Source organism: Aeromonas sp. EU05-FHT14A05 (assembly GCF_058791175.1).
The window spans coordinates 333047-357853 of sequence record NZ_JBYTDH010000004.1 but is presented as its reverse complement, the minus strand read 5'-3'; the positions used below and the strand labels follow the sequence as shown (position 1 = coordinate 357853).

Below are 24807 nucleotides of genomic sequence, written 5' to 3'. Positions count from 1 at the left end.
GGTATCCATGATGGAGGCCCTCAAGGTGATGGCTTGCTTCAAGGTTAGCCTTTCAACACATAACTGGGACAGCGCCTTTATAATGGACCTCCTCAAGGGCCTTGAAACCATGGCGGCAATAAACGCCACCGCTCAGGTTTTCGGTTTGCAAGTACAGCTTGCTGATCCCCGCCCTGCGGGCACGGCTGAGGATCTCTGTTACCAGCAAGGAAGCGACCCCCTCCCCGCGTGCTTTTTCAACGACATAGACCCCACCCAACCAATGTTCGTACTCGGGAAACATCGCCATTTCGCGGATCTTGAGCTCGGCAGCCCCCACCCATTCACCGGCCAGGCGGGCCAGTACCATCAGCGGAGCCCGGTCAACCTAGGTGGCCGCCGTGACCTTGGCCAGCACCTGCTCTTGAGTGCAGCGACCACTGTCGCGGCACCATTCGTCAAAATACCATGAGGCAACCACGCCTGCGGCAGATGGCGCATCAGCCAGTAACAACAACTCCATAAAGCCTCTTTTGCGTATGACCCCTGACCGGCTGGGGAAGGATGAACACGACGAGGCGAAACCCAGGGTCGCACCCGCGAGCGGCGGCCTCGCCAGCAGCTAGGCTCCGAGACCGGCATGCTCTAGACAAGGTTATCGAATGGATATCATAACCAGCCAGGGAGTGGAAGGGGTCGGGAGCCAAGTCGCACATTCCCGCCATGACCCTGCAACCGGTTCTGCAGCTGGCGTGGCAGATAGGCCGGGGTGAAGGTGGTCTTGGCCTGCGGCTTCATCGACAAGGTGGAGCTGGACAGGGTTGGCAGCTTCAAATACAGCCCGGTCGAGGGTGCCAAGGCCAACGAGCTGCCGGATCCTGTGCCGGAAGAGGTCCAGGAAGCGCGTTTCCAGCGCTTCATGGAGCTGCAGCAGCAGGTCTCCGTTCGCAAGCTGGCCCGCAAGGTCGGCAAGGAGATGACAGTGCTGATCGACGAGGTGGACGAAGAGGGTGCCACCGGCCGCTCCTTCGCCGACGCCCCCGAGATCGACGGCCTGGTCTACCTGAACGGTGAAACCGGCCTCAAACCCGGCGATCTCGTCAAGATCCGCATCGACGAGGCGGACGAGTACGATCTGTGGGCCAGCCTGGTCAACTAATCCGCCAACGGATGTGACACCCTAAGCCAGTCAGTGAATGCTGACTGGCTTTTTAATTGCCAGCAAGCCACCTGCGCAACCCCCCTCGGCAGCCTACACCGGCTCCTTCTGCAAGAGGGGGGCCGCCTGCCATCACCCGACTCACCGGGAGATGCCCCCTTAGTGAGCCAGCGCACAGTTCTGCCCCGCCCCCAGGTTCGCTTGTTTCAAGCTCAAAAAAAAGCCACTGAAGGGGCGCAAAAACGAGCACGATCCACTTCACACTATCGTCTTTGAATTGTCATAAAGGGTGACTTGGTACTTTGTGAGAATTAATGCAACTGTATAATTTAAAAGGGTTAAAAATAGAGTTTGACGATAATGACGAGAGAGTGCGAGTTTTTACGATATCGACGAAATGAAGAGTTGTTGTTTTCCTGTTAACTCTGCTTTTCTAAGGGCGTTGGATGACACAACTACAAGGGTGCAAAACCTGACCAACATTGAGGGCCGGCATCCAAGCATGGGATCCGGTGCTCCATTCCAAAACCATGGAAGACCAATAAGAAAGGAAAAAATATGCTTGCCAAAGTATCCAAAATCGCTACCTCAGTCATGCTGGGAACCCTGATGCTCGCCGGTACCGCCGGCACTGCCATGGCCGCCGAGAACAAGACGGTGCTGACCCTGGTCGCGCAACAGGAGACCGCATGGGTCAAGAACTTCAACCCCTTCCTGCAGGCCGGTCTGCTGCACACCACCCGTCACTTCATCTATGAGCCGCTGGTGATCTTCAACGATATGCAGGGTGGCAAACCCGTCTATCGTCTGGCCACCAACTATGCCTTCAGCGATGACCTGAAGTCGGTCACCTTTGACCTGCGCGAAGGGGTCAAGTGGTCCGATGGTGAAGCCTTCACCGCCGACGACATCCTCTTCTCCTTCAACCTGGTCAAGGCCAACAAGGCGCTGGACGAGCGCTCCATCTGGACTCAGATCAAGGGTGTCGAGAAGCTGGGTGAGCACAAGGTCAAATTCGACCTGGCCGAGGTCAACACCAACGTGGTGAACGACCTGGTGCTGGTGCCAATCGTCCCCGAGCATCAGTGGAAGTCGGTGAAAGACCCGGTTGCCTTCACCAACGACAAGCCGGTCGGCACAGGTCCCTTCACCGAAGTGGACAACTTCTCCGCCCAGCTCTATACCCAGTGCCGCAACCCGCACTACTGGGACAACGCCAACCTCGCCATCGACTGCCTGCGCATGCCGCAGATGGCCACCAACGACCAGGTACTGGCGGCCGTCATGAAGGGTGACGTGGACTGGTTCGGCTCCTTCGTGCCGGACATCGAGCGCCTCTACGTCGGCAACGATCCCAAGAACAACAAGTACTGGTTCCCGGCCTCCGGCACGGTGGCGTTCAACGTCAACTTCCAGAGCAAGAACCCGGGCAATAACGAAGCCTTCAACGACATCAACTTCCGCCGCGCCTTCTCCATGGCAATGGACCGCCAGTCCATGGTGGACATCGCAGGCTACGGCTACCCGACCGTCAACGAATACCCGTCGGGTCTGGGCAAGGCATTCGCCTCCTGGGACAACCCGGAAGTCGAGAAGAAATACGGCAAGTACAACAAGTTCGATCTGGAAGGTGCCAAGGCACTGCTGAAGGAAGCGGGCTACAAGGACTGTGACGGCGACAAGTTCCTCGACACCCCGAGCTGCAAGAAGATCGAGTTCAAGGTGCTGGTACCGAACGGCTGGACCGACTGGGTCAACACAGTCCAGATCGGGGTCGAAGGCCTGCAGGCCCTGGGCCTGAACGCCAAGACCTCCACCCCGGAAGCCACCGTCTGGACCGAGAACCTGATCACCGGTGACTTCGACGTCGCCCTGCAGGGTTACTTTGCCGGTGCCAACCCGCACAAGTACTTCGAGACCGCCTTCCACTCCCGCAACATGGGTGAGCGCGGCAACCGCTTCGCGGCGCCCCGTTACAAGGATCCCGAACTCGACAAGCTGATCGATGACTTCACCCAGACCGCCGATGCGGCCAAGCAGAAGGAGATCATGTTTGCCATCCAGGAGCGCGTCGGGGCCAACCAGACCATCATCCCGGTGTTCAACAACCCGACCTGGTACGAATACAGCACCAAGCGCTTCAATGGCTGGTTCAGTGCCGACAACCCGGTCGCCAAGCCGCAGGTACACCCGGACACCCCGGAGCGTCTGCTGCACGTGTTGTCACTCAAGCCAAACAGCTAATCACCTCGGCCCCCTGCGGGGGGCCTCTTTCCCCGCCATGTCTTCCATCCCCCGTCTTTGCCGGGGTTGGGGGAGCTTTGCCCGGCGCGGGGCAGGCTTGCAGTAAAAGGTATCACCATGGGATTTATACTAAGACGCTTCTCCTTCTATCTGGTCGCCTTCCTGGTGGCCGCCACCATCAACTTCCTGTTGCCCAGAGCCATGCCCGGAGATCCCGTCTCCGTCATGTTCGCCCGGGCCGGCGCCATGATGGAACCTGCCGCCCTCGAGGCCCTCAAGGCCACCTTCGGGTTCGTTGACGGTCCCATCACCACCCAGTTTCTCGCCTATGTGAAGAGTGTCTTCACCTGGGATCTCGGCACTTCGGTGCGCTACTACCCCCAACCGGTCGCCGACGTGCTCGGTCGCGCCATCGGCTGGACCCTGTTCCTGGTGGGCACCTCCACCATTCTGAGCTTCTCCATCGGCTCCATCGTCGGCATCTTCGCCGCCTGGTACCGGGGGGGACGCATGGACAGCATCCTCTCCCCGCTCACCCTGGTGATGCAGGCCATTCCCCCCGTGGTGGTCTCCCTGCTCGCCCTGTTCCTGTTCGGGGTCAGCCTCGGCTGGCTGCCCATCGGCTACGCCTACAGCCCGGAGATCACCGCCGATTTCGGCTGGGAACACATCAAGAGCATCATGCTGCACGCCATCATGCCGGTGGGCACCCTGGCCATGGTGCAGGTGGGGGGCTTCCTCATCACCATGCGCAACAACATGATCAACCTGCTCGGCGAGGACTACATCACCATGGCCAAGGCCAAGGGGCTCTCCAGCAACAGGGTCATCTTCAACTACGGCGCCCGCAACGCCGTGCTGCCCAGCGTCACCGCCCTCTCCATGGCACTCGGCTTCGTCATCGGCGGCTCCCTCATCACAGAGGTGATCTTCAACTACCCCGGCCTGGGACTGACCCTCTATCAGGGCATCCTGGCCCGCGACTACCCGCTCATTCAGGGGCAACTGCTCATCATGACCATCACCATGCTCAGCTTCAACTTCCTGGCGGACGTGCTCTATGTCTTCCTGGATCCCCGTCTGCGTACAGGAGGCAAATAAGATGCGTATGCCGACTATTCTGAAAATCCTGCTGGGCAACAAGAAGGCGGCCTTCGGCCTCGCCATCGTGGTCACCTTCGTGCTGATGGCCCTGTTTGCCCCGCTGCTCGCCAGCAACGAGCCCACCAAGCGGGTCGCCCGCCCCCACCAGCCCCCCAGCGTGGAGCTGGTGATGGGATCCAACCGCATGGGCCACGATCTCTGGGCCCAGTTCACCAGCGGCGCCCGCATCTCCCTGATGGTGGGCTTCGGGGCAGGCCTGCTGGTCTGCGCCCTCGCCATCGGCATCGGCATCACAGCCGGTTACTTCGGCGGCGTGGTGGACGAGTGTCTCACCTTCCTGATGAACGTGGTGCTGGTGATCCCCAACCTCCCTTTATTACTGGTGCTCGCGAGCTTTATCGGGGAGGCGTCACCGACGGTGATTGCGCTCATCATAGGCTTTACCTCCTGGGCTTATGGCGCCCGGGTGATCCGTGCCCAGACCCTGGCGCTGCGGGAGAAAGAGTTCGTCATCGCCGCCGAGGTGCTGGGGGAGCCGGCCTGGCGCATCATCCTGGTGGAGATACTGCCCAACCTCATCTCCATCATCGGCGTAAGCTTCATCGGCTCCATCATCTACGCCATCGTCACCGAGGCGACCCTGGAGTTCCTGGGGCTGGGTGATCCCACCGTGGTCAGCTGGGGCATCATGCTCTATAACGCCCAGACCTCCAGCGCCATCCTGGTAGGCGCCTGGTGGGAGATCCTGGCCCCCTGCTTCGCCATCGCCACCCTGGGGGCGGGCCTGGCCATGCTCAACTTCGCCATCGACGAGATAGCGAACCCGCAGCTGCGCTCTCACAAGGGCCTGCGCCGCTGGAAACAGCTCGCCGCCCCCGTCACCCCCCTTGCCGCCCAGGAGAAGACAGCATGAGCTCGCAACAACCCCTGCTGTCGGTGCGCAACCTCTGCGTCGACTACATCACAGAGAGCGGCGACGTGCGCGCCGTCAATTCCGTCAGCTTTGACATCGCCCCCGGCGAAGTCTTCGGCCTCGCCGGCGAGTCCGGCTGCGGCAAGTCCACCGTTGCCTTCTCGGTGGCCCGGCTGCACAAGCCGCCCGCCTACATCAGCGGCGGCGAGATCCTGTTCAAGGGGGAGAACATCCTCGGCTTTGACGACGAGCGGCTGCGCAGCTACCGCTGGCGCCAGGCGAGCGTGGTGTTCCAGTCCGCCATGAATGCGCTCAACCCCGTGCTGCGCATGGAGGAGCAGTTCTGCGACGTGCTGCTGGCCCACAACCCCGGCATGACCCGCTACGAGGCCATCAAACGCGCCCAGGAGCTGCTGGAGATAGTCGACATCCACCCGAGCCGGCTCAAGGACTACCCGCACCAGTTCTCAGGCGGCATGCGCCAGCGGCTGGTGATCGCCATCGCCATGGCGCTCAACCCAGAGCTGCTCATCATGGATGAGCCCACCACGGCGCTGGATGTGGTGGTGCAGCGGGAGATACTGCAGAAGGTCTACGCCCTCAAGGCGAAGTTCAACTTCTCCATTCTCTTCATCACCCACGATCTCTCCCTCATGGTCGAGTTCTGCGATCGCATCGGCATCATGTATGCGGGGGAGCTGGTGGAGGTGGCGCCGTCCAAGTCAATTCTGACCGCCCCTCTGCACCCCTACACCCGGGGGCTCGGCAACTCCTTCCCCCCCCTGCACGGCCCGAAAACCGTGCTGGAGGGGATCCCCGGCACCCCGCTCAACCTGCTGGAGGTGCCGGTCGGCTGCCGCTTCCAGGCCCGCTGCGGCAAGGTGCACGCGCGCTGCCGCCAGGAATATACCCAGCTGGCCGAGATCCGGCCCGGGCAGCAGGCCGCCTGCCACCTCTATGACTCGGCCGAGGAATCCCTGAACCACCCCATCTATCTGGACAAGGCCGCTGGCTGTTAAGGATGTCTGTCATGCAAATCGCCCAAACCGACGCGCCCATCATCGAGGTCCAGCATCTCTACAAGGACTTCGCCGTCAACTCCAATGCCATCAAGAGCGGCAAGATGCGGGCCCTCTCCGACATCACCTTCAACCTGCACCGGGGCCGCGCCCTGGCGGTGGTGGGGGAGTCGGGCTCCGGCAAGAGCACCATCGCCAAGATCATCGCCAAGATGTACAAGCTCTCCAATGGCCGCATCCTCTACCGGGGCCGGGATCTGGAGGAGTTCAACAAGGGCACCGCCCTGCTGGACTATCGCCAGAGCGTGCAGATGGTGTGGCAGGATCCGTTCGGTTCATTGAATCCGACCCACACCATCTACCACCACATCGCCCGCCCCCTGTTGCTGCACAGCAAGGTGAGCGACAAGCGGGAGCTGCCTGACATGGTCTATGCCCTGCTGGAGAAAGTGGGGCTGACCCCGGCCAAGGCGACGGCGGCCAAGTATCCCCACCAGCTCTCCGGCGGCCAGCGCCAGCGGGTCAATATCGCCCGCAACCTGGCGGTGGAGGCGGAAGTGGTGCTGGCAGACGAGCCCACCTCCATGCTCGACGTCTCCATTCGCATCGGCATCCTCAACCTGATGGAGCAGATGAAGAACGAGCTCGGCGTCTCCATGCTCTACATCACCCACGACATCGCCACCGCCCGCTACGTGGCAGAAGATCTGGCGGTGATGTACGTGGGGCACATGGTGGAGTGGGGGGAGGTGGACGAGATACTGCACCATCCCCAGCACCCCTATACCCAGCTGCTCATCTCGGCGGTGCCCGACCCCGAGAAGAGCATCCACGCCGAGCTGGAGGGGGGCCGCAAGGGGGAGATACCGCTCTGGACCCCGGAATCCCGGGGCTGCCCCTTCGCCGGTCGCTGCCATCAGGCCATGGCGCGCTGCAAGGAGAGCCTGCCTCCCGTGACCCGGCTTGCCGACAACCACTTCGTGCGCTGCTACCTGCACGAATAAGCCAGCCCCCACGCCGGGGGCGGCCTTACCGGCCCGCGACACCTTCACCCGGGCCTCTTCGCGAGGCCCCTTCATTGCCCAGACCAGGGAGTAAAGCTGGATGGAACTCTTGATCAATCAGGTGGGTTACGAGTGTGACGGACACAAGATTGCCCTGCTGCAGACCGCCGCCGACGTGGAGATAAGCGGCCTGGTGCGACTGCGCCGCCTCCATGATGACCGCCTCCTGCTGGAGGTTCCTCTCCAGGCCGCAGGCCAGGTGCCCGGCTGGCAGGGGCGCGCTTACTGGCGCGCCGACTTCTCTGCATTCAAGGAGTCCGGCCACTACCGGCTGGAGGCGATAACAGCCCAGGGCATAGTCCGCTCCACCCGCTTCGCCATAGGCCAGGATCTGCTGACCGGCCGCTGCCTCTCCGATGTCATTCACTACTTCAAGGGGCAGCGCGCCAGCGGCACCTTCGATCGAGCCGACCGCAACGCCCGCCTGTTTGGCACCGACCGGCACAAGGATGTGCACGGGGGCTGGTTCGATGCCAGCGGCGACATGAGCAAGTACCTGAGCCACCTCTCCTACGCCAACTACCTCAATCCCCAGCAGACTCCATTGGTGGTGTGGAGCCTGCTCAAGAGCCGGGCGCTCCTGGCGACGCGCCGGGACATCGACGGGCTGAACCTCTGCAAGCGGCTCAGTGACGAGGGGCTGCACGGGGCGGATTTTCTCTGCCGGATGCAAGATGAGAGTGGCTTCTTCTACATGACTCTGTTCGACAAGTGGAGCAAGGATCCCGAGCAGCGCGAGCTGTGCGCCTACGCCACCCAGCAGGGGCTCAAATCCGCCAGCTGGCAGGCGGGCTTTCGCCAGGGGGGCGGCATGGCCATCGCCGCCCTGGCCCGGGCAGCCCGCGAGCAGACCGGCGGCGATTTTGATACCAGCCACTACGCCGGGGCGGCCAGGCGCGGCTACCTGCACCTGCGCGAACACAACCTCGCCTACCTGGACGACGGTTGCGAGAACATCATAGACGACTACTGCGCCCTGCTGGCGGCGGTGGAGCTGACCCAGACCCTTGGCCGCGACTGGCTCGGGGAGGCAAGGGACAGGGCCGGCAGGCTCTGCGCCCGTCAGCGCCCCCACCCCGAGCTCGGCCACTACTGGAGTGCCAACGACGACGGCTCGCGCCCTTACTACCACGCCGCCGAGGCGGGTCTGCCGGTGCTGGCCCTGCTGGAATACCTGGGGGTCGAGCCGGATCAGGAGCGCCGCGCCCGGGTGAGTGCCGTGGTGCAGCAGGCGCTGGCCGCCGAGCTGGCCCTCGCCGCCCGGGCGGGCAACCCCTTCGCCCTGGCCCGCCAATATGTGAAGGGCGTTGGTGAAGAAGCGCGAGTCAGCTTCTTTATGCCCCACCACAACGAGTCCGGTTACTGGTGGCAGGGGGAGAACGCCCGGCTGGCCTCCCTCGCCGCCATGGCCTTCGCCGCGGCCCGCCACTTCCCCCACCAGAGCGCACTCCTGATGACGTTCGGCCAGCGCCAGCTCGACTGGATCCTCGGACAGAACCCCTTCAACGCCTGCATGCTGGCGGGGCACGGCATCAACAACCCGAGCTACACCGCCGGATATCCCAATGCACCCGGGGGGATCTGCAACGGCATCACCGCCGGGTTCGATGACGAGAATGAGGTGGCCTTTATTCCGGATGAGTACAAGGATCGACTGGATCAGAACTGGCGCTGGGGTGAGCAGTGGATCCCCCACGGCGCCTGGTTTGCCCTGGCCATCAGCTGGCAGAGCACACAGGGGGCTAGTCATGATTGAAACGTACAAGGACAGGCTCGATCATAACTGGCACTGGGGAGAGCAGCGGATCCTCCATGCAGTCTGGTTCGCCCTGGCCATCAGCTGGCAGAGTGCGCCGGAGGCCCGTCATGATTGAGTACTGGGTCGGGGTCGATGGCGGGGGGACTCACACCCGCGCCCGCATTCGGGACAAGGGGGGCAGAGTGCTGGGAGAGGGGCGCGCCGCGGGCTCCAACCTGGAGCTCGGCATCCCCCTCGCCCACGCCAACGTGCTGGCGGCCATCGCCAGCGCCCGCCTTGCCGCCGGGCTTGGCATCGAGTGCGAACAGCGGATGGGGGTGGGACTGGCGCTCGCCTCCGCCGAGCTGGCCGACTGCTACCACGCCCTGCTTAAGATGCCCTTCCCCTTCGCGAGCGTCAGGCTCACCTCCGACGCCTTCGGCGCCTGCCTCGGCGCCTTTGGTGGCCACGAGGGAGCCATCCTCATCGCCGGCACAGGGTCCGCCGGGCTCATCTACCGCCATGGTCAGCTGCATACCTGCTCAGGGCGCGGCTTCCCCATCTCGGATCTCGGCAGCGGCGCCTGGCTCGGGCTGCGCGCCATCCAGCAATCCCTGCTCTGCCACGACGGCATCCTGCCTCCCAGCCTGCTCGCCGTGCGCCTGCTCGATCACTTCAAGCGGGATCAGGCCGAGGTGGTGCGCTGGGCCGCCCGCGCCATTCCCGCCGACTATGGCCGCTTCGCCCCCTGGGTGTTCGACGCCGCCAGCGACGGAGACGAGCTCGCCAACCAGCTGCTGGATGAAACCTGCGCCCAGTTGCAGACCCTGCTGGAGGGCATGAGGCTGCTGGGAGCCGACCGCATCGCCCTGCTGGGCGGCGTCGGCATGCGCCTGACCCCTCGCCTGGGGCACCTCAACCTGGTTCACCCGCAAGCCGATGCGCTGGAAGGCGCCATCCTGTTTGCCCAATCGGAGGCCTACCCATGCCTGCATCCTTGAGCCCTGTCGGGTGTGAACGATGCGCTCGAAAGGGCACAACCCCGTTTGCCCAATCGGAGGCCTACCCATGCCTGCATCCTTGAGCCCTGTCGGGTGTGAACGATGCGCTGGAAAGGGCACAACCCCGTTTGCCCAATCGGAGGCCTACCCATGCCTGCATCCCTGAGCCCTGTCCACGCCGGGCCACCTGCGGGAGAGGCTCCCATCTTGTTCACCCCATCAGAGGAATACCCATGTCTGCACCCCTGATCCATACCCAGATCGACCGTCGCGACGGTGAAGACGTCTGGTTCCGCTTCACCCTGAGCCAGCTCCCGGCCAGCCCCTGGAAGCTGCACTTCTGCCTGACCCGCCAGATAGATCCCCAGTCGGTGGAGGGGGGCTCCCTGGCGCGCCAGAGCGGCAGCTACAAGGTACTGGTGCCCCATGAGGGGGTCAGCGAGCTGCGTTTTTGCTGCCGCAACACCCCCATCAAACGCTACTCCGATCTGCCCCAGGGCTTCTTCCTCAGCCTGACGGACCAAGGCGCCCAGGCCCAGCTGCAACCCGTGGTGCAGGCGGGCCAGGATCTCGGCCTGCCGCCGAGCCCGGCGGCGGCCCCCGATCTGCCCGAGGTGGAGCCCGCCAACGGCATAGTGCCCCAGCCGGCTCAGCTGCGGCTGCCGGAGGGCAACTTCCGCCTGGCCGAGCGGGCCCATGTCAGCGGCCCTGTCTCCCTCGCTCCCCTGCTGGCCCATTTCAACGAGCTGACGGGGCTGGCCCTGACTCAGGATCACGACGCCGAGATCCACCTGGTCGAGGCCCAGCTCCCGCCGGAGGCATACCAGCTCGTCATCACCCCCGAGGAGATCCGCATCCGGGCCGCCGGCGAGGCGGGCTGGCGCCACGGTCTGGTGACCCTGGCCCAGTGGGCCCTGCAACACGGGGAGAGCCTGCCCTGCCTCGAGGTGGAGGATGCACCGCGCTTCGGTTTTCGCGGCATCTTCCTCGACTGCGCCCGCCACTTCCACTCCATCGCCACCCTCAAGCGCCTGCTCAAGCAGATGAGCCTCTACAAGTTCAACCGCTTCCACTGGCACCTGACCGATGACGAGGGGTGGCGCCTCGAGATCAAGGCCTTCCCCCAGCTGACCGAGGTGGCGGCCTGGCGGGGACATGACCTGGCGGTCGGTCCCCAGCTCAGCGGCGGCCCCGAGCCCTATGGCGGTTACTACACCCAGAGCGAGGTGCGCGAACTGGTGGCCTATGCCACCGGACTCGGCATCACCATCATCCCGGAGATAGACATCCCGGGTCACTGCCACGCGGCCATCAAGGCGCTGCCCGAGCTGCTGCGGGAAGAGGCGGACCACTCCCGCTACCTCTCGGTGCAATATTTTGACGACAACGTGCTCAACCCTGCCCTGCCCGGCACCTATCGCTTCCTGGAGGCGGTGATCGACGAGGTGTGCGCGCTCTTCCCCGGCACTCAGGTGCACATGGGGGGGGACGAGGTACCGACCGGGGTCTGGACCGACAGCCCCGCCTGCCAGCAGTTGATGAAGCAGCAGGGGTATCAGGATTGCCGCGAGCTGCAGGGCCACCTGCTGCGCCACTGCCAGCAGTACCTGGCCGGCAAGGGCAAGCGGATCCTGGGCTGGGAGGAGATATTGCACGGCGACAAGGTGAGCCGGGACGCCACCATCTTCGCCTGGACCAGCTTCCAGGCCGGACTCGACGCGGCGACGGCGGGCTATCCGGTGGTGATGGCACCGGCCCAGCACCTCTATCTGGATCTCGCCTGGAGCCAGGACATCCATGAACCCGGCCTCTACTGGGCGGGCACCCTCAATCTGGCGCAGGTCTACGCATGTGACCCGGCCCCAGCCGATTTCCATGCCAACGATAACATCCTGGGGGTGTTGAGCCCCTTATGGTCGGAGCTGATCACCTCTCGCGATCGCCTCGACTATATGTTGTTCCCGCGCATGCTGGCGACCGCCGAGGTGGCCTGGAGCGACCCCGCCCGCAAGGCGTGGGAGCACTTCGCCGCCCGTCTGCCCGGCCAGCTGCAGATCCTCGATCAGTTACAGGTGCGTTACCGGGTGCCACAGAGGTAGTGTTGTCTTTCTCTTTTTGGCGACCTTTTGGTCGCCATTTTTTTACCACCAAACAACAGAAATCCAACCTGGCCCCTACTTTTACTCCGCCTTTGTTGGCAAAATAAGGCCCCCGATGAGGCCGGGCAAGACGCACTGCGCCCGGGCCAGCATCCGGCTCAACCACAATAACAACCAGCAACGCATCGGAGCTTATCCCTATGGCCCGCAAACACGTCCAGATCCAGGACAGTGAAGTTGAGTTCCCCGCCGACGTGCAACTCGTCTCCACCACGGATCTGCGCGGCGTCATCACTTACGCCAACCCCGCCTTCTGCCGCATCGCTGGCTACCATGTCGATGAACTGGTCGGACACAACCACAACCTGGTGCGTCACCCCGACATGCCCAAGGCCGCCTTCGCCGACCTCTGGGATCGCCTCAAGGAGGGCAACCCCTGGCGCGGCATGGTCAAGAACCGCTGCAAGGATGGCCGCTATTACTGGGTCGACGCCTATGTGACCCCCATCTACGAGAACGGCAAGATAAGCGGCTACCAGTCGGTGCGCTGCAAGCCGGAACCCCAGCTCAAGCGGGTCGCCGCCCAGGCCTATCAGGCCCTGCTCAAGGCCGAACAGGGCGGCGCCAGCAAGCTGCCCTCCCTGCACGGTGCCAGACCCCTGCTGCTCGGCCTGCTGATGCTGCTGCTCTTTGGCTGGGCGGCCTTCTCCCAGGGAGCCTTGACGGTGCTGCTGATGCTGCTGCCCCTGCTGGCCGTCGCCGGCACTTACTGGCGCGAACTCATCTCGCTGCCACGCTACCTCAAGCGGCTCGGTCAGCAATATGACAGCCTGACCCGGCTGGTCTACTCGGGGGACGCCCCCGGCGCCATCGCCGATTTCCATCTCAAGATGCTGCAGGCCCGCATTCGTACCGTGCTGGGTCGGGTCAACGACGCCACCCATCCCCTGCAGACCCTGGCGACCGACCTGCAGGACTCTTCCCATCAAGCCTTCCTCGACATCAACGAGCAGGATGCCCAGACCCAGCAGATGGCCGCCGCCATGACCCAGATGGCCAGCACGGCCCACGAGATAGCGCGCAACATCCAGGACACCAACAGCCAGGTGACAGAGGCACGCAGCAGTTGCCAGCATACTGTGCAGCAGCTGGATCAGACCGAGCAGCAGATGGAGCTGCTGGCCAGGCAGGCGGAGCATGCCTTCCACTCCGCCGTCGAGCTGGCGAACGAATCCGAGCGGATCGGCAGCGTCATGGGCGAGATCCAGGGCATCGCCGAGCAGACCAACCTGCTGGCCCTCAACGCCGCCATCGAGGCGGCCCGGGCCGGTGAGCAGGGACGCGGCTTTGCGGTGGTGGCGGACGAGGTGCGCACCCTCTCCACCCGCACCCACAAGGCGACCGAGCAGATCCAGGGCAGCATCCGCCAGATCCAGCAGACCCTGGGTCGCTGGCAGGGAATGATGCAGGACAACCTGGCCCAGACTCGCGAGTGCGCCCTGATGACGCGCCAGGGCTCCGGCAACCTGCATCTGGTGCTGGGGGAGATCGATCAGGTGACCGAGTTCTCCACCCAGATAGCCGCCGCGGCCGAACAGCAGCAGGCGGTGGTGGAGGAGATCAGCCGCAACATCCACCAGATCTCCCAGTACTCCCGCGCCAACAGCCAGAAGATCCAGGCGGTGGACAACTCCAGCCAGGAGCTGCTCAAGCGCGCCAGCGAGCTCAGGGGGCTGAGCCAGACCTTCGGCTGAGCCGGATCCCCTGTTGCCCCCCAGACCACGGAAGCGCCACAATGATGGCGCTTTTGTTTCACGCCGAGTAACGCACCATGATGATGACCCCTCCCCCTTCCCCCTTGAACAAGGTGGCGCGCATCGAGGCTATCCTGGCCCTGATCCCGGTCGGCCGCGTGGTGAGCTACGGCCAGGTCGCCGATCTCGCGGGCCTGCCCGGGCGGGCGCGGCTGGTGGGAAAAGTGTTGCGGGAGACGGACAAGACGCTGCCCTGGCATCGCGTGCTGGGCGCAGGCGGTACCATCTCCTTGCCCAAGGGCTCGGCGGGTTTTGATGAACAGGTAGGAAGATTGCAGGAAGAGGGGGTGCCGGTGATCAAGGGGCGGGTCAGGATGCGGGAGTGGCAGTGGCAGCCCGACCTCGCCGAGCTGCTCTTTCTGATCCCGTTCTAGCGCCTGTCAGGGCGCCGTCGCTAGTCGCTGGCAAGGGGGCCCAGGATGTCGTCGCAACGTACCTGCACCGGTATGGTCTCGTCTTCCCGCTGCAGCAATACCAGCAGACTCTGCCTGTCCACTTCCAGCACATAGGCCGTTCCTTCCCGCGTCAGGCAGGTCATGCCTGGCCGGATTTCATGTATCTCCATGACAACCTCCCTGTCTTGTGCTGCCATCCATGCAGCCCTCTCAGTATACCGCCATCTCCCAATAAAAAGGCCCCTGTACGGGGCCTCTTTCATCATGATGTGAGCAATGGCGCGTCAGGATTTCTTCGCCTTGGCCAGACTTTCCTGCCACTTTCCATTGTCGTAATGGGCGGTCCAGCCCGTCGCCTTGCCGTTGACCTCGGTCATCACGTACTGCTCCTTGCTCTTGCGGCTGAAGCGCACCACGGATGCGTTACCGTCAGGATCTGACGCCGGAGCGTCCGCCAGGTACTGATGCTTGGGCGACAACCGATCGCGGAAGCGTTTGAGCTCCTCCACCAGAGGCGCACGAGTCTCACGGGATTTCGGGAAGTTGCTGGCGGCGAGGAAGAGACCGGCCGCCCCGTCACGGAGCACGAAGTGGGCGTCGGACTGGGTGCACTTGAGCTCGGGCAGCGGCACCGGATCTTCCTTCGGCGGCGCTATGTCACCGTTTTTCAGGATCTTGCGGGTGTTCTTGCAGGTCTCGTTGGTGCAACCCATGTACTTGCCGAAGCGGCCGTTCTTGAGCTGCATCTCGGAGCCGCAGCGATCGCACTCGATGCTCGGCCCTTCATAGCCCTTGAGCTTGAACTGGCCCTGCTCGATTTCGTAACCGTCGCAGTCCGGGTTGCGACCACAGACGTGCAGCTTGCGGCTGTCGTCGATGATGTAGGCATCCATGGCGGTGCCGCAGACGCCGCAGCGGTGCTTGGCGCGCAGCGCCTCGGTCTCGGCCTCGTCCCCGTCGGTGGCGGAGACGAACTCGTCCGCACTGACCAGGTTGATGGTCTTCTTGCAGCGCTCTTTGGGCGGCAGGGCATAGCCGGAGCAGCCGAGGAAGACTCCTGTGGTGGCGGTGCGAATGCCCATCTTGCGGCCGCAGTCCGGGCAGTCGATGTCGGTCAGCACCATCTGGTTGGCACGCATGCCCCCCTCTTCCGCCGGTTTGTCGGCCTGCTCCAGCTCCTGGGTAAACTCGGCGTAGAAGGCGTCAAGCACCTTCTTCCACTCCAGGCTGCCTTCGGCGATGCCATCGAGCTTGTCTTCCATCTTGGCGGTGAACTCGTAGTTCATCAGCTCGACGAAGTTCTCCACCAGACGATCGGTGACGATCTCCCCCATCTTCTCGGCGAAGAAGCGACGGCTCTCGACCCGCACATAGCCGCGATCGACGATGGTGGAGATGATGGAGGCGTAGGTGGACGGACGGCCGATGCCGCGTTTTTCCAGCTCGCGCACCAGGGCCGCCTCGGTGAAGCGGGCGGGCGGCTTGGTGAAGTGCTGACGGGGATCCAGCTTGACCAGTTTGAGGATCTCGCCGACGGTCACCGCCGGCAGCTGGCTGTCTTCCCCCTTGCGGCCCATGGGCGGCAGGGCCTTGGTCCAACCGGCGAAGCGCAGGGTGCGGCCACGGGCCTTGAGCTCGAACTCGCCCGCCTTGACGGTCAGGGTGGAGGAGTCGTACTGGGCCGGGGTCATCTGGCATGCCACAAACTGGCGCCAGATGAGGTCATAGAGCCGCATGGCGTCCGGCTCCATCCCTTCCAGCATCTCGGCAGTCACCTGCACGCTGGAGGGACGGATCGCCTCGTGGGCCTCCTGGGCATTGGCCTTGGCACCGTAGAGGTTCGGCTCGCTCGGCAGATAGGCGGCGCCATACTGCTCGCCGATATATTCCCGCACCGCCTCGACCGCCTCTTTGCTGAGGTTGGTGGAGTCGGTACGCATATAGGTGATGTAACCCGCTTCGTAGAGACGCTGGGCCATCATCATGGTCTTCTTGACCCCGAAGCTCAGCCGGGTGGAGGCCGCCTGCTGCAGGGTGGAGGTGATGAAGGGGGCGGACGGCTTGGAGCCGGTCGGCTTGTCTTCCCGGTTCACCACCTTGTAGTCGACCCCTTCGAGGGCGGCCACGGCGGCGAAGGTCTCGGCCTGGGTCACCGGCTTGAAGTCGACGCCGTTGCGGCTGACCACTTCCATCCGCAGCTCGCTCTTCTCGGCGGTGAGCAGGTCGGCGTTGAGATCCCAGAACTCCACCGGCACGAAGGCCTTGATCTCGCGCTCTTTGTCGACGATGAGGCGCACCGCGACGGACTGCACCCGGCCGGCGGAGAGACCGCGGGCCAGCTTCTTCCAGAGCAGCGGGGAGACCATGTAGCCCACCACCCGGTCGAGGAAACGACGGGCCTGCTGGGCGTTGACGCGGTGGATGTTCAGCTCGGACGGCTGGGCGAACGCTTCCTGGATCGCGGTCTTGGTGATCTCGTTGAACACCACCCGCTTGTAGCGGCTGTCGTCGCCGCCGATGATCTCCCGCAGGTGCCAGGCGATCGCTTCCCCTTCTCTATCCAAGTCGGTTGCGAGATAGATGGTGTCGGCCTTGGCGGCCAGACTTTGCAACTCGCTGACCACTTTTTCCTTGCCGGGCAAAATCTGGTAGTTGGCCTGCCAGCCTGCGGTCGGATTGATCCCCATCCTGGAGAACAGGGCGTTGCGATCCTTGGCCGCCTTCTCGGATTCGCTGAGCTTGATGCCGCGAATGACAGGTTTTTTGGGCTCTGTGCTGGCGCTGCCGCTGGTCGGCAGATCGCGCACGTGACCGACGCTGGATTTCACCACGTAGTCCTTGCCCAAATATTTGTTGATGGTCTTGGCCTTGGCCGGAGACTCCACTATGACCAGTGATTTGCCCATGCTGTAACTATTATCCTCATTGCACCCGACGGGGTTGGCGTGCGGTTTTGTGGGGCTGTATAAGAGATTTGACGGGAAAAAGCAATCTTGTGAACAAATTTGCCATGCAGCCCGAACCGCCTTGCTTCTTTATTTATTAATGCGAAGGGGACGCGCGGGAAGCAACCGCTTTTTTGTTTTTATGCTATATCCCCCCCTTTTTTAGATTGGAAATGACATATCCAGCCACCCCCGTCACATAAAAAACCATCTTGGTTATCAGCTTGTTACAAAGGATGAAATCTCTTTATAATGGCCGCACGCCGCAGCTTTGTGCGCGGAAGGAACCGCTCCCCATATAAAAATCGAAAGGATGTAGTCATGAAGCACTTCGAGGTCAACTTCGACGGCCTGGTCGGCCCCACCCACAACTATGCCGGCTTGTCTTATGGCAACGTGGCGTCCCAAAGCAACGCCAAGGAGGCGTCCAATCCGAAGGAGGCGGCCAAGCAGGGGCTGCGCAAGATGAAGGCGCTGACCGAGCTCGGCATGACGCAAGGGGTGCTGGCGCCGCAGGAGCGGCCGGATCTCGCCACCCTGCGCCGCCTCGGCTTCACCGGCAACGATGCCAGCGTCCTGGCTCAGGCCGCGAAACAGGCCCCCGCCGTGCTGGCCGCCTGTTACTCCGCCTCCAGCATGTGGACCGCCAACGCCGCTACCGTCTCGCCGAGCGCCGACACCCAGGATGGCCGCATCCATTTCACCCCCGCCAACCTGACCAACAAGTTCCACCGCTCCCTGGAGCCCGAAGTGACCGGCCGCATCCTGCGCGCCGTGTTCAACAACGACCGTCACTTCAGCCACCACCAGCACCTGCCGGAGAACGACCACTTCGGTGACGAGGGGGCAGCCAACCACACCCGGCTGTGCCGCGCCTATGGCGAGGCCGGGGTCGAGCTGTTCGTCTATGGCCGCAGCGCCTTCGACGTCTCCCAGCCGGCTCCCAAGCGCTACCCGGCCCGCCAGACCCTGGAAGCCAGCCAGGCCATCGCCCGCCTGCACGGCCTGGGGGAAGAGAGCGCCGTCTTTATCCAGCAGAACCCGGACGTGATCGATCAGGGGGTGTTCCACAACGACGTGATCGCGGTGGGCAACCAGAACGTGCTCTTCTTCCACCAGCAGGCGTTCCTCAACACCGCCTCGGCCCTGGCCGAGGTGCGCACCAAGTTCGGCGAGGGGGAGCTGCACTTCATCGAGGTGCCGACTGCCGAGGTGTCGGTGCAGGACGCGGTGAAATCCTACCTGTTCAACACCCAGATCCTGACCCTGCCCTCCGGCGAGATGGCGATCATCGCCCCCACCGAGTGCCGTGACAATCCGGCGGTATCCGCTTATCTGGCCAGGCTGGTGACCCTGGGCACCCCCATCAAGGGGGTACATTTCATGGACGTGAAGCAGAGCATGCGCAACGGCGGCGGCCCCGCCTGCCTGCGCCTGAGGGTCGCCATGAACGACGCCGAGCTCGCGGCGGTCAACCCGGCCTGCCTCATCAACGACAGCCAGTTTGCCCGTCTGGACAACTGGGTCGAGCGTCACTACCGCGACAGCCTGTCGCTGGACGATCTGCGCGATCCGGCCCTAGTGCTGGAGACCCGCACCGCCCTGGACGAGCTGACCCAGATCCTCAAACTCGGCTCCGTCTACCCCTTCCAGCGCTGAGCACAGGCTCGCAGCGAAGCCGCGACATCAGCATAAACAGAGAGCCGGGCAATGCCCGGCTCTCTTGTTTCAACCCAATAAACTGTGCCTCAGCGCCAGGGGCTCTGCTGCCACAGGCGACCGAGGGCACCCTCCAGCCCCAGTACGGCCTGGCGGCCTAGCCGCTGGGTCAGGCTCTTGGGTTTGCGGTAGCTGATGCCGACCACCTTGTGGTGGCTGGCCTGGGCCAGCAGGTAGTCATCGCTGGTGCAGAGTGCATCCACCAGGCCGAGCTGCTTGGCCTGACTCGCCAGCCAGTGCTCCCCCGTGGTGACCTTGTCGATGTCGAGGCCGGGTCTGTGCTCGGCCACGAACCCCTTGAAGCGCTCGTGGATGGCCCCCAGCTCCTCGCGAAACTTCTCCCGCCCCAGATCGTCGTTCTCGCCGAACATGGTGATGGTGCGCTTGTACTGGCCGGCGGTGTGCATCTCGAACTCGATGTCATGCTTTTTCAGGAGTTTGTTGAAGTTCGGCAACTGGGCTATCACCCCGATGGAGCCGACGATGGCAAAGGGCGCCGCCAGTATCTTGTCCGCCACGCAGGCCATCATGTAGCCGCCGCTCGCCGCCACCTTGTCGATGGCCACCGTCAGCGTGATGTCCTTGTCCCGCAGGCGCTGCAGCTGGGAGGCCGCCAGGCCATAGCCGTGCACCACGCCGCCGCCGGACTCGAGGCGCAGCAGCACCTCGTCACCGGGCCGGGCGACCCCAATCACGGCGCTCACCTCTTCCCGCAGGGAGGCCACCTCCCTGGCGTCCATGCTGCCGTGAAAATCGAGCACAAAGAGCCGACTGCGCTCGTCCCCTGTCTTGGCGCGCGCCTTCTCCTCGGCCTTGCGTGCCTTGTCCATCTGCTTGCGCTCGGCCTTGCCTGCCAGGGCCGATTGCAGCTGATGACGGCCCTGCTCCAGCTCCCGGGAGAGATCGGTCACCACCAGCTCCCCCTTGCGGGCTCTGGGCTGACGGCTGCTCACCACCATCAGGACGACGGCGCCTATGGCCAGCACTAAGGTGAGGGTCTTGGCCAGAAACAGGCCGTATTCGGTCAAAAATGCCACTTGATGCTCCGCGCTATGTTCGGTTTTTTCACATAGTAAGGAGTTTGGCGGCATGGTGCAAAAACTCTGCCATGGGCCAGGGGCAGGCAGCGCCAATTCAGGCTAGCGCCCTGTTTTCTTCACATTTTTGCCGTCTCATACTGGTCAACGGCAGGGCCGGATCAGTACACTTGCCTCCTCTATTGTCGCGCCCATCCGTCACGGATTTGTTAACAGGAGTGCACATGCTCGATTATCAGGCCCCCCGGGATCTGCTCAAGGACAAGGTCATTCTGGTAACGGGTGCCGGTGACGGCATCGGCCGCGAAGCGGCGCTCACCTATGCCGCCCACGGCGCTACCGTGGTGCTGCTCGGGCGCACCAGCGCCAAGCTCGAGGCGGTCTACGACCAGATAGAGGCGGCCGGTCACCCCCTGCCCGCCATAGTTCCTGTGGACCTGAAAGGGGCCACCGCCGCTCACTACCGCGGCATGGCCGAGACCTTCGCCCAGCAGTTCGGCCGCCTCGACGGCGTGCTGTTCAATGCCGGCCTGCTCGGCACCCTCTCCCCCTTCGAGCACATCCAGGAGAAGGAGTGGGACGAGGTGATGCAGGTCAACGTCAAATCCGAATTCCTGCTGACCCAGGCCCTGTTGCCCCTCATTCGCCAGACCGCCAAGGAGCACGGCGAGGCCTCCATCGTCTACACCTCCTCCAGCGTGGGGCGAAAAGGGCGCGCCTACTGGGGCACCTATGCCATCTCCAAGTTCGCCGTCGAGGGCATGATGGAAGTGCTGGCGGACGAGCTGGAGAATACCGGGGTGCGGGTCAACACCCTGAACCCGGGCGGCACCCGCACCAGGATGCGGGCCAGCGCCTTCCCGGCGGAAGATCCCCAGTTGCTGAAGACCCCGGCCGACCTGATGCCGCTCTATCTCTATCTGATGGGGCCGGACAGCCGTGGCAAGACAGGCCAGACCTTCGTGGCCCAGCCCAAATAAATCAACAAACTAACCAGATGGGGTTAAAGTGAAGAGGGGTGCCAGTCGCGCCCTGTTGAATCCCATCGGCCCCTGACAGGTTGCACTATGTTTCGTCCCAAGAGCACGTTTGAGCAATGGCGGATCTTCCAGGCCGTGGTGGACTGTGGCGGTTACGCCCAGGCCGCAGAGGCGCTGAACAAGAGCCAATCCTCCCTCAATCATGCGGTCGCCAAGCTGCAACAGAGCCTGGGGCTGGCCCTGCTGGAGGTGAGGGGGCGCAAGGCGGTGCTGACGCCGGCGGGGGAGATCTTCCTCAAGCGGGCCCGTCAGCTCAGCCAGCAGGTGGAAGAGCTGGAGAACCTGGCCAACAACCTGGAGCGCCAGTGGGAGCCGCAGATCAACCTCTATGTCTCCGCGCTGCAACCCAGAGACCGGCTCTACCGGGCGCTGGCCCACTTCCATCCCCGCAGCCGGGGTTGCCGCATCAATCTGCACGAGCGGATCCATTGCCACTTCAATGCGCTCCAGGTGGGGGACCTGATGCTCTCCGAGCACCTGCCCCACGATCGCACCGGCCTGCCGCTGGACGAGGTCTGCCTGCTGCCGCTGTGCGCGGCCGGGCATCCCCTCGCCGGGCAGGAGGAGCCCATCACGGCGGAGCTGCTCGCCAGCCATAACCAGATAAGCCTGCACCCGCCCATCCACCGCTCGGTGGACTGGAACGATGCGGACGACACCGGCTGGAAGGCGACCCACTATCACGAGGTGCTCAGCATGGTGCGCCTGGGCCTTGGCTACGCCTGGGTACCTGGCCACCTGGTACGGGAGGAGCTCGCCAGCGGCGCCCTGGTGCAGCTCGATCTGGCCGGCGGCAGCGAGCGCTACCTCTACACCTACCTGCTTACTCCCTCCACCGATGCCCTGGGCCCGGCGGCCGAGCTGCTGCTGCGCTGCCTGCGCAACGAATACCAGGCCGACAACGGCAAGTAATGCTCCGCCGGCCACCGCGGCCGGCCTCTTCTTACCCCGCCGGCGTCAATGCCGCAGCGCCCGCCAGGGGCGCCTCACACATTGGGCACCCGCCAGCAGGCGGCCAGCGCAGCCAGCGCCAATGCGGTGGCCACCATGAAGACCCCGTGAAAACTCCAGATCTCCGCCACTGTCCCCGCGATGGCACCCGCCATGATGGAGCCGGTGCGGATGCTGTTGGCAAACAACGTGGTCGCTACCCCGGCCCGACCCGGCATCAGATCCTGGAAATAGGACATGCCGATGCCGGCGACTATGCCGATGAAGATGGCGTTGAGCAGTTGCAGCGCGATGAGGGCCCCCTGGCTCGACAGCGTCACCAGGCCGGCGTAGAAACCGACCCCGGCCAGCACCGCCAGCAGCATCATGGGCCGCTTGCCAAAGCGCCGGGTGTAGTAACCCGCCAGCAGCATGAAGGGGATCTCCAGGGCCGCCGCCGTGCCCATCAGGATGCCGGCCAGCTTCTCCTCCAGCCCCAGCTCGCGGGTGATGTAGAGCGGCATGTTGATGAGGTACATGCTGTTGCAGGTCCACATCAGGGTGGAGGCGATGAAGAGCGCCCGCACCGAAGGATCTCGCCAGCTGCTGACCCGCTCACCCCCGCCCTGGCTGCTCGGCAGCGGCAGGGAGGGCAGCCAGCGCCAGACCACCAGGGCGCAGATCAGATAGGCCAGGGCGGAAGCCAGATACATCACCTCGAAGCCGTAGCCGATGGCGAGCGCGAAGGCGGCCGGCGGCCCGATGACCCAGGCCAGGGAGAACTGGGCCCGCAGCACAGAGCTGAACATGTCCGCCCGCTTGTTGCGGCTGTCGGCGTATTCCCGCGCCAGGGCAAACAGCTGGGGGCTGGCGGTGGCGGTGAGGCTCGCCAGCACCACCCCCAGGCTCACCAGCAGCCAGTATTGCCGGTTCCAGGCAAACAGCAGGGAGAGCACTATGCCGGCAAGGCAGCAGCGCAGGATCAGCTGCTTGCGATCCCCCCCGTTGTCGGAGCGATGGCCGAGCCACTGGCTGATGAGGATGCCGATCACCGCGTTGACGGTGTAGAAGAGCCCCACCAGGAAGGGGCGCACCTGCACCTCTTCGGCCAGAAACAGGCTCAAGGTGGGCACCTGGAGTGCCACCGCCACCCCGGTCATGAAGGTCACGGCGAGGAAAGAGAGAGAGACGGGATCCGGCCTCTTGCGGGCAGCACTCAGCAAACTCATAGAGATACCATTGATATGGAAGAGAAAAGGAAGCCAGAAGCCGGCGGATGTACAGCATGACAGCGATTATTTTATGCGATTATCAACAGCCACCTCAAGGCTTGCGAGGCCACGTCCAAGTCCGTACATTGGTAAACCCTCTGGCCAGTACAAGGATTTCACATGTTTGATTTTGATCGGGAGATAGATCGCAGCGGCACCATGAGCCTGAAGTGGGACAAGTACAAGGGTCAGGATGTCGTGCCCATGTGGGTGGCCGACACCGATTTCGCCTCGCCCCCCGCCGTCATCGAGGCCCTCACCGCGCGGGTGGCCCACGGCGTCTTCGGCTATTCCCGCCCCTCCCCCCGGCTGATCGAACTCATCATCACCCGTCTGCAGCAGCGCTATGGCTGGACCATATCCCCGGAGTGGCTGGTCTTCCTGCCGGGGGTGGTGCCCGGTCTGAACCTCGCCTGCAAGGCCTGGAGCCAGCACGGCCGTGGCATCATCACCCCCAAGCCGGTCTATTACCCCTTCCTGCAGGCGCCGGGCTTCAACGATCGCCCCCTGCTGACCGTCCCCATGATGGAGGAGGCCGGACGCTGGGTGCTGGATCTGGAAGAGCTGGAGCGCCAGGCTCCCTCCGCCGACCTGCTGCTGCTGTGCAACCCGCAGAATCCGGGGGGCACCGTCTTCACCCGCGAGGAGCTGCTCGCCATCGACGCCATCGCCGAGCGCCACAACCTGGTGGTCTGCTCGGACGAGATCCACTGCGATCTGCTGCTGGACAAGGATGCCCGCCACATTCCCTACGGTGCCCTGAGCCCGTCGGCCGCCGAGCGCTCTGCGGTCATGATGGCGCCGAGCAAGACCTTCAACATCGCCGGCCTGTGCTGCTCCTTCGCCGTGATCCCCAACCCCCGCCTGCGGCTCAAGCTGCAACAGGCGATGCGCGGCATCAGCGCCGACGTCAACCTGCTGGGCTTTGTCGCCGCCGAAGCGGCCTACGAGGGCGGCGAGCAGTGGCTCAGCGAACAGCTCGACTATCTGAGGGCCAACCTGGCGCTGATCGAGCAGGCGGTGGCCCGCTGGCCCGGCATCAAGCTGGCAAAGAATCAGGCGACCTATCTCGCCTGGATCGATGTGAGCGCCCTCGGGCTGGACGATCCCGTCGCCTTCTTCGAGCAGGCGGGGGTCGGTCTCTCCCCGGGCGCCCAGTTTGGCGACGGCCAGTTCGTGCGCCTCAACTTTGGCTGCACCCGGGCTCGCCTCACCCAAGCCTTGGCGCGCATGGAGAAGGCCATTCTCCAGCGCACGATCTGACAAGGAGCCCCCTTGACGGGAATGGTGAAAGCCATTCAGGTTCACATCTGATATAGATAAGATGTGACACATG

The 24807-nt window shown here is 63.8% G+C and carries 20 protein-coding genes and 1 pseudogene; 17 read left to right on the top strand and 4 right to left on the bottom strand.

Going from position 1 to position 24807, the window contains the following annotated elements; all coding sequences use genetic code 11:
* The 13 genes and pseudogenes from AC3WR3_RS08815 to AC3WR3_RS08755 form a co-directional block, all read left to right on the top strand.
* The coding region (locus AC3WR3_RS08815) for a hypothetical protein (protein WP_492291660.1) at nt 1-451 on the top strand (451 nt) is incomplete at its 5' end.
* A 321-nt stretch (nt 452-772) separates the two neighbouring features.
* Nucleotides 773-1138 (top strand): annotated as a pseudogene (locus AC3WR3_RS08810) (TRAM domain-containing protein); the annotation flags it as partial.
* A 558-nt stretch (nt 1139-1696) separates the two neighbouring features.
* The gene (locus AC3WR3_RS08805) at nt 1697-3382 is read left to right on the top strand and encodes an ABC transporter substrate-binding protein (protein WP_139435547.1); all 1686 of its coding nucleotides are present in this window, start codon (nt 1697-1699) and stop codon (nt 3380-3382) included.
* A gap of 117 nt (nt 3383-3499) precedes the next feature.
* A complete protein-coding gene (locus AC3WR3_RS08800) occupies nt 3500-4483 on the top strand; it encodes an ABC transporter permease (protein WP_005331240.1) in 984 nt (327 codons plus the stop codon).
* A gap of 1 nt (nt 4484) precedes the next feature.
* The gene (locus AC3WR3_RS08795) at nt 4485-5399 is read left to right on the top strand and encodes an ABC transporter permease (protein ID WP_492291659.1); all 915 of its coding nucleotides are present in this window, start codon (nt 4485-4487) and stop codon (nt 5397-5399) included.
* Nucleotides 5396-6418: an ABC transporter ATP-binding protein gene (locus AC3WR3_RS08790; RefSeq protein ID WP_492291658.1), complete on the top strand. Its 1023-nt coding sequence runs from the start codon at nt 5396-5398 to the stop codon at nt 6416-6418. The genes AC3WR3_RS08795 and AC3WR3_RS08790 overlap by 4 nt, the downstream gene beginning before the upstream one ends.
* Nucleotides 6419-6429: 11 nt before the next feature.
* Nucleotides 6430-7422 carry an ABC transporter ATP-binding protein gene (locus AC3WR3_RS08785; protein ID WP_139435555.1) on the top strand — a complete coding sequence of 331 codons (993 nt, stop codon included), beginning with the start codon at nt 6430-6432 and terminating at the stop codon, nt 7420-7422.
* A gap of 100 nt (nt 7423-7522) precedes the next feature.
* On the top strand, nt 7523-9238 hold the full coding sequence (locus AC3WR3_RS08780) for a glycoside hydrolase family 9 protein (RefSeq protein ID WP_492291657.1): 1716 nt from the start codon (nt 7523-7525) through the stop codon (nt 9236-9238).
* Nucleotides 9231-9356, top strand: a complete 126-nt coding sequence (locus AC3WR3_RS08775; RefSeq protein WP_492291656.1) for a hypothetical protein — start codon at nt 9231-9233, stop codon at nt 9354-9356. The genes AC3WR3_RS08780 and AC3WR3_RS08775 overlap by 8 nt, the downstream gene beginning before the upstream one ends.
* On the top strand, nt 9349-10221 hold the full coding sequence (locus AC3WR3_RS08770) for a glucosamine kinase nucleotide-binding domain-containing protein (RefSeq protein WP_492291655.1): 873 nt from the start codon (nt 9349-9351) through the stop codon (nt 10219-10221). Before AC3WR3_RS08775 ends, AC3WR3_RS08770 begins: the two co-directional genes overlap by 8 nt.
* A gap of 233 nt (nt 10222-10454) precedes the next feature.
* Nucleotides 10455-12320, top strand: a complete 1866-nt coding sequence (locus AC3WR3_RS08765; RefSeq protein WP_492291654.1) for a beta-N-acetylhexosaminidase — start codon at nt 10455-10457, stop codon at nt 12318-12320.
* A 200-nt stretch (nt 12321-12520) separates the two neighbouring features.
* Nucleotides 12521-14074, top strand: coding sequence for a methyl-accepting chemotaxis protein (locus AC3WR3_RS08760; protein WP_492291653.1), 1554 nt, complete (start codon nt 12521-12523; stop codon nt 14072-14074).
* Between the two features lie 77 nt (nt 14075-14151).
* Nucleotides 14152-14508 (top strand): MGMT family protein, encoded by a 357-nt coding sequence (locus tag AC3WR3_RS08755; RefSeq protein ID WP_342057755.1) that lies wholly within the window; start codon nt 14152-14154, stop codon nt 14506-14508.
* Nucleotides 14509-14528: 20 nt separating this feature from the next.
* Here AC3WR3_RS08755 and AC3WR3_RS08750 read toward each other — a convergent pair whose 3' ends face one another.
* A complete protein-coding gene (locus tag AC3WR3_RS08750; protein WP_162852227.1) occupies nt 14529-14699 on the bottom strand; it encodes a hypothetical protein in 171 nt (56 codons plus the stop codon).
* 114 nt (nt 14700-14813) lie between these two features.
* The gene (gene topA / locus AC3WR3_RS08745; RefSeq protein ID WP_247625799.1) at nt 14814-17435 is read right to left on the bottom strand and encodes a type I DNA topoisomerase; all 2622 of its coding nucleotides are present in this window, start codon (nt 17433-17435) and stop codon (nt 14814-14816) included.
* Nucleotides 17436-17795: 360 nt separating this feature from the next.
* On the opposite strand from topA, the gene astB reads away from it, so the two are divergent.
* Entirely contained in the window at nt 17796-19133 is a 1338-nt protein-coding gene (astB, locus tag AC3WR3_RS08740; RefSeq protein WP_202046423.1) for an N-succinylarginine dihydrolase, read from the top strand.
* Between the two features lie 89 nt (nt 19134-19222).
* Here the strand turns inward: astB and sohB are convergent, their stop codons facing one another.
* Nucleotides 19223-20230, bottom strand: coding sequence for a protease SohB (gene sohB / locus AC3WR3_RS08735; protein ID WP_492291652.1), 1008 nt, complete (start codon nt 20228-20230; stop codon nt 19223-19225).
* A 224-nt stretch (nt 20231-20454) separates the two neighbouring features.
* On the opposite strand from sohB, the gene AC3WR3_RS08730 reads away from it, so the two are divergent.
* Both AC3WR3_RS08730 and AC3WR3_RS08725 read left to right on the top strand, forming a co-directional pair.
* On the top strand, nt 20455-21210 hold the full coding sequence (locus AC3WR3_RS08730; RefSeq protein WP_139435573.1) for a YciK family oxidoreductase: 756 nt from the start codon (nt 20455-20457) through the stop codon (nt 21208-21210).
* Between the two features lie 87 nt (nt 21211-21297).
* Nucleotides 21298-22182 carry a LysR family transcriptional regulator gene (locus tag AC3WR3_RS08725; RefSeq protein ID WP_139435575.1) on the top strand — a complete coding sequence of 295 codons (885 nt, stop codon included), beginning with the start codon at nt 21298-21300 and terminating at the stop codon, nt 22180-22182.
* Nucleotides 22183-22256: 74 nt separating this feature from the next.
* On the opposite strand, the gene AC3WR3_RS08720 is transcribed toward AC3WR3_RS08725, so the two are convergent.
* Nucleotides 22257-23429 carry an MFS transporter gene (locus tag AC3WR3_RS08720; RefSeq protein WP_043128994.1) on the bottom strand — a complete coding sequence of 391 codons (1173 nt, stop codon included), beginning with the start codon at nt 23427-23429 and terminating at the stop codon, nt 22257-22259.
* Between the two features lie 162 nt (nt 23430-23591).
* Here AC3WR3_RS08720 and AC3WR3_RS08715 point away from each other — a divergent pair, with 162 nt between their 5' ends.
* On the top strand, nt 23592-24734 hold the full coding sequence (locus tag AC3WR3_RS08715; protein ID WP_492291651.1) for a MalY/PatB family protein: 1143 nt from the start codon (nt 23592-23594) through the stop codon (nt 24732-24734).
* Nucleotides 24735-24807: the final 73 nt, after the last annotated feature.

Bases quoted from the DNA above. Each gene is read 5' to 3' on its own strand.
- AC3WR3_RS08725 (WP_139435575.1), top strand. From the start codon at position 21,298: ATGTTTCGTCCCAAGAGCACGTTTGAGCAATGGCGGATCTTCCAGGCC.
- AC3WR3_RS08800 (WP_005331240.1), top strand. From the start codon at position 3,500: ATGGGATTTATACTAAGACGCTTCTCCTTCTATCTGGTCGCCTTCCTG.
- AC3WR3_RS08755 (WP_342057755.1), top strand. From the start codon at position 14,152: ATGATGATGACCCCTCCCCCTTCCCCCTTGAACAAGGTGGCGCGCATC.
- AC3WR3_RS08760 (WP_492291653.1), top strand. From the start codon at position 12,521: ATGGCCCGCAAACACGTCCAGATCCAGGACAGTGAAGTTGAGTTCCCC.
- topA (WP_247625799.1), bottom strand. From the start codon at position 17,435: ATGGGCAAATCACTGGTCATAGTGGAGTCTCCGGCCAAGGCCAAGACC.
- AC3WR3_RS08750 (WP_162852227.1), bottom strand. From the start codon at position 14,699: ATGGAGATACATGAAATCCGGCCAGGCATGACCTGCCTGACGCGGGAA.
- AC3WR3_RS08720 (WP_043128994.1), bottom strand. From the start codon at position 23,429: ATGAGTTTGCTGAGTGCTGCCCGCAAGAGGCCGGATCCCGTCTCTCTC.
- AC3WR3_RS08765 (WP_492291654.1), top strand. From the start codon at position 10,455: ATGTCTGCACCCCTGATCCATACCCAGATCGACCGTCGCGACGGTGAA.
- AC3WR3_RS08770 (WP_492291655.1), top strand. From the start codon at position 9,349: ATGATTGAGTACTGGGTCGGGGTCGATGGCGGGGGGACTCACACCCGC.
- astB (WP_202046423.1), top strand. From the start codon at position 17,796: ATGAAGCACTTCGAGGTCAACTTCGACGGCCTGGTCGGCCCCACCCAC.
- AC3WR3_RS08795 (WP_492291659.1), top strand. From the start codon at position 4,485: ATGCGTATGCCGACTATTCTGAAAATCCTGCTGGGCAACAAGAAGGCG.
- AC3WR3_RS08775 (WP_492291656.1), top strand. From the start codon at position 9,231: ATGATTGAAACGTACAAGGACAGGCTCGATCATAACTGGCACTGGGGA.
- AC3WR3_RS08805 (WP_139435547.1), top strand. From the start codon at position 1,697: ATGCTTGCCAAAGTATCCAAAATCGCTACCTCAGTCATGCTGGGAACC.
- AC3WR3_RS08790 (WP_492291658.1), top strand. From the start codon at position 5,396: ATGAGCTCGCAACAACCCCTGCTGTCGGTGCGCAACCTCTGCGTCGAC.
- AC3WR3_RS08715 (WP_492291651.1), top strand. From the start codon at position 23,592: ATGTTTGATTTTGATCGGGAGATAGATCGCAGCGGCACCATGAGCCTG.
- AC3WR3_RS08780 (WP_492291657.1), top strand. From the start codon at position 7,523: ATGGAACTCTTGATCAATCAGGTGGGTTACGAGTGTGACGGACACAAG.
- AC3WR3_RS08730 (WP_139435573.1), top strand. From the start codon at position 20,455: ATGCTCGATTATCAGGCCCCCCGGGATCTGCTCAAGGACAAGGTCATT.
- AC3WR3_RS08785 (WP_139435555.1), top strand. From the start codon at position 6,430: ATGCAAATCGCCCAAACCGACGCGCCCATCATCGAGGTCCAGCATCTC.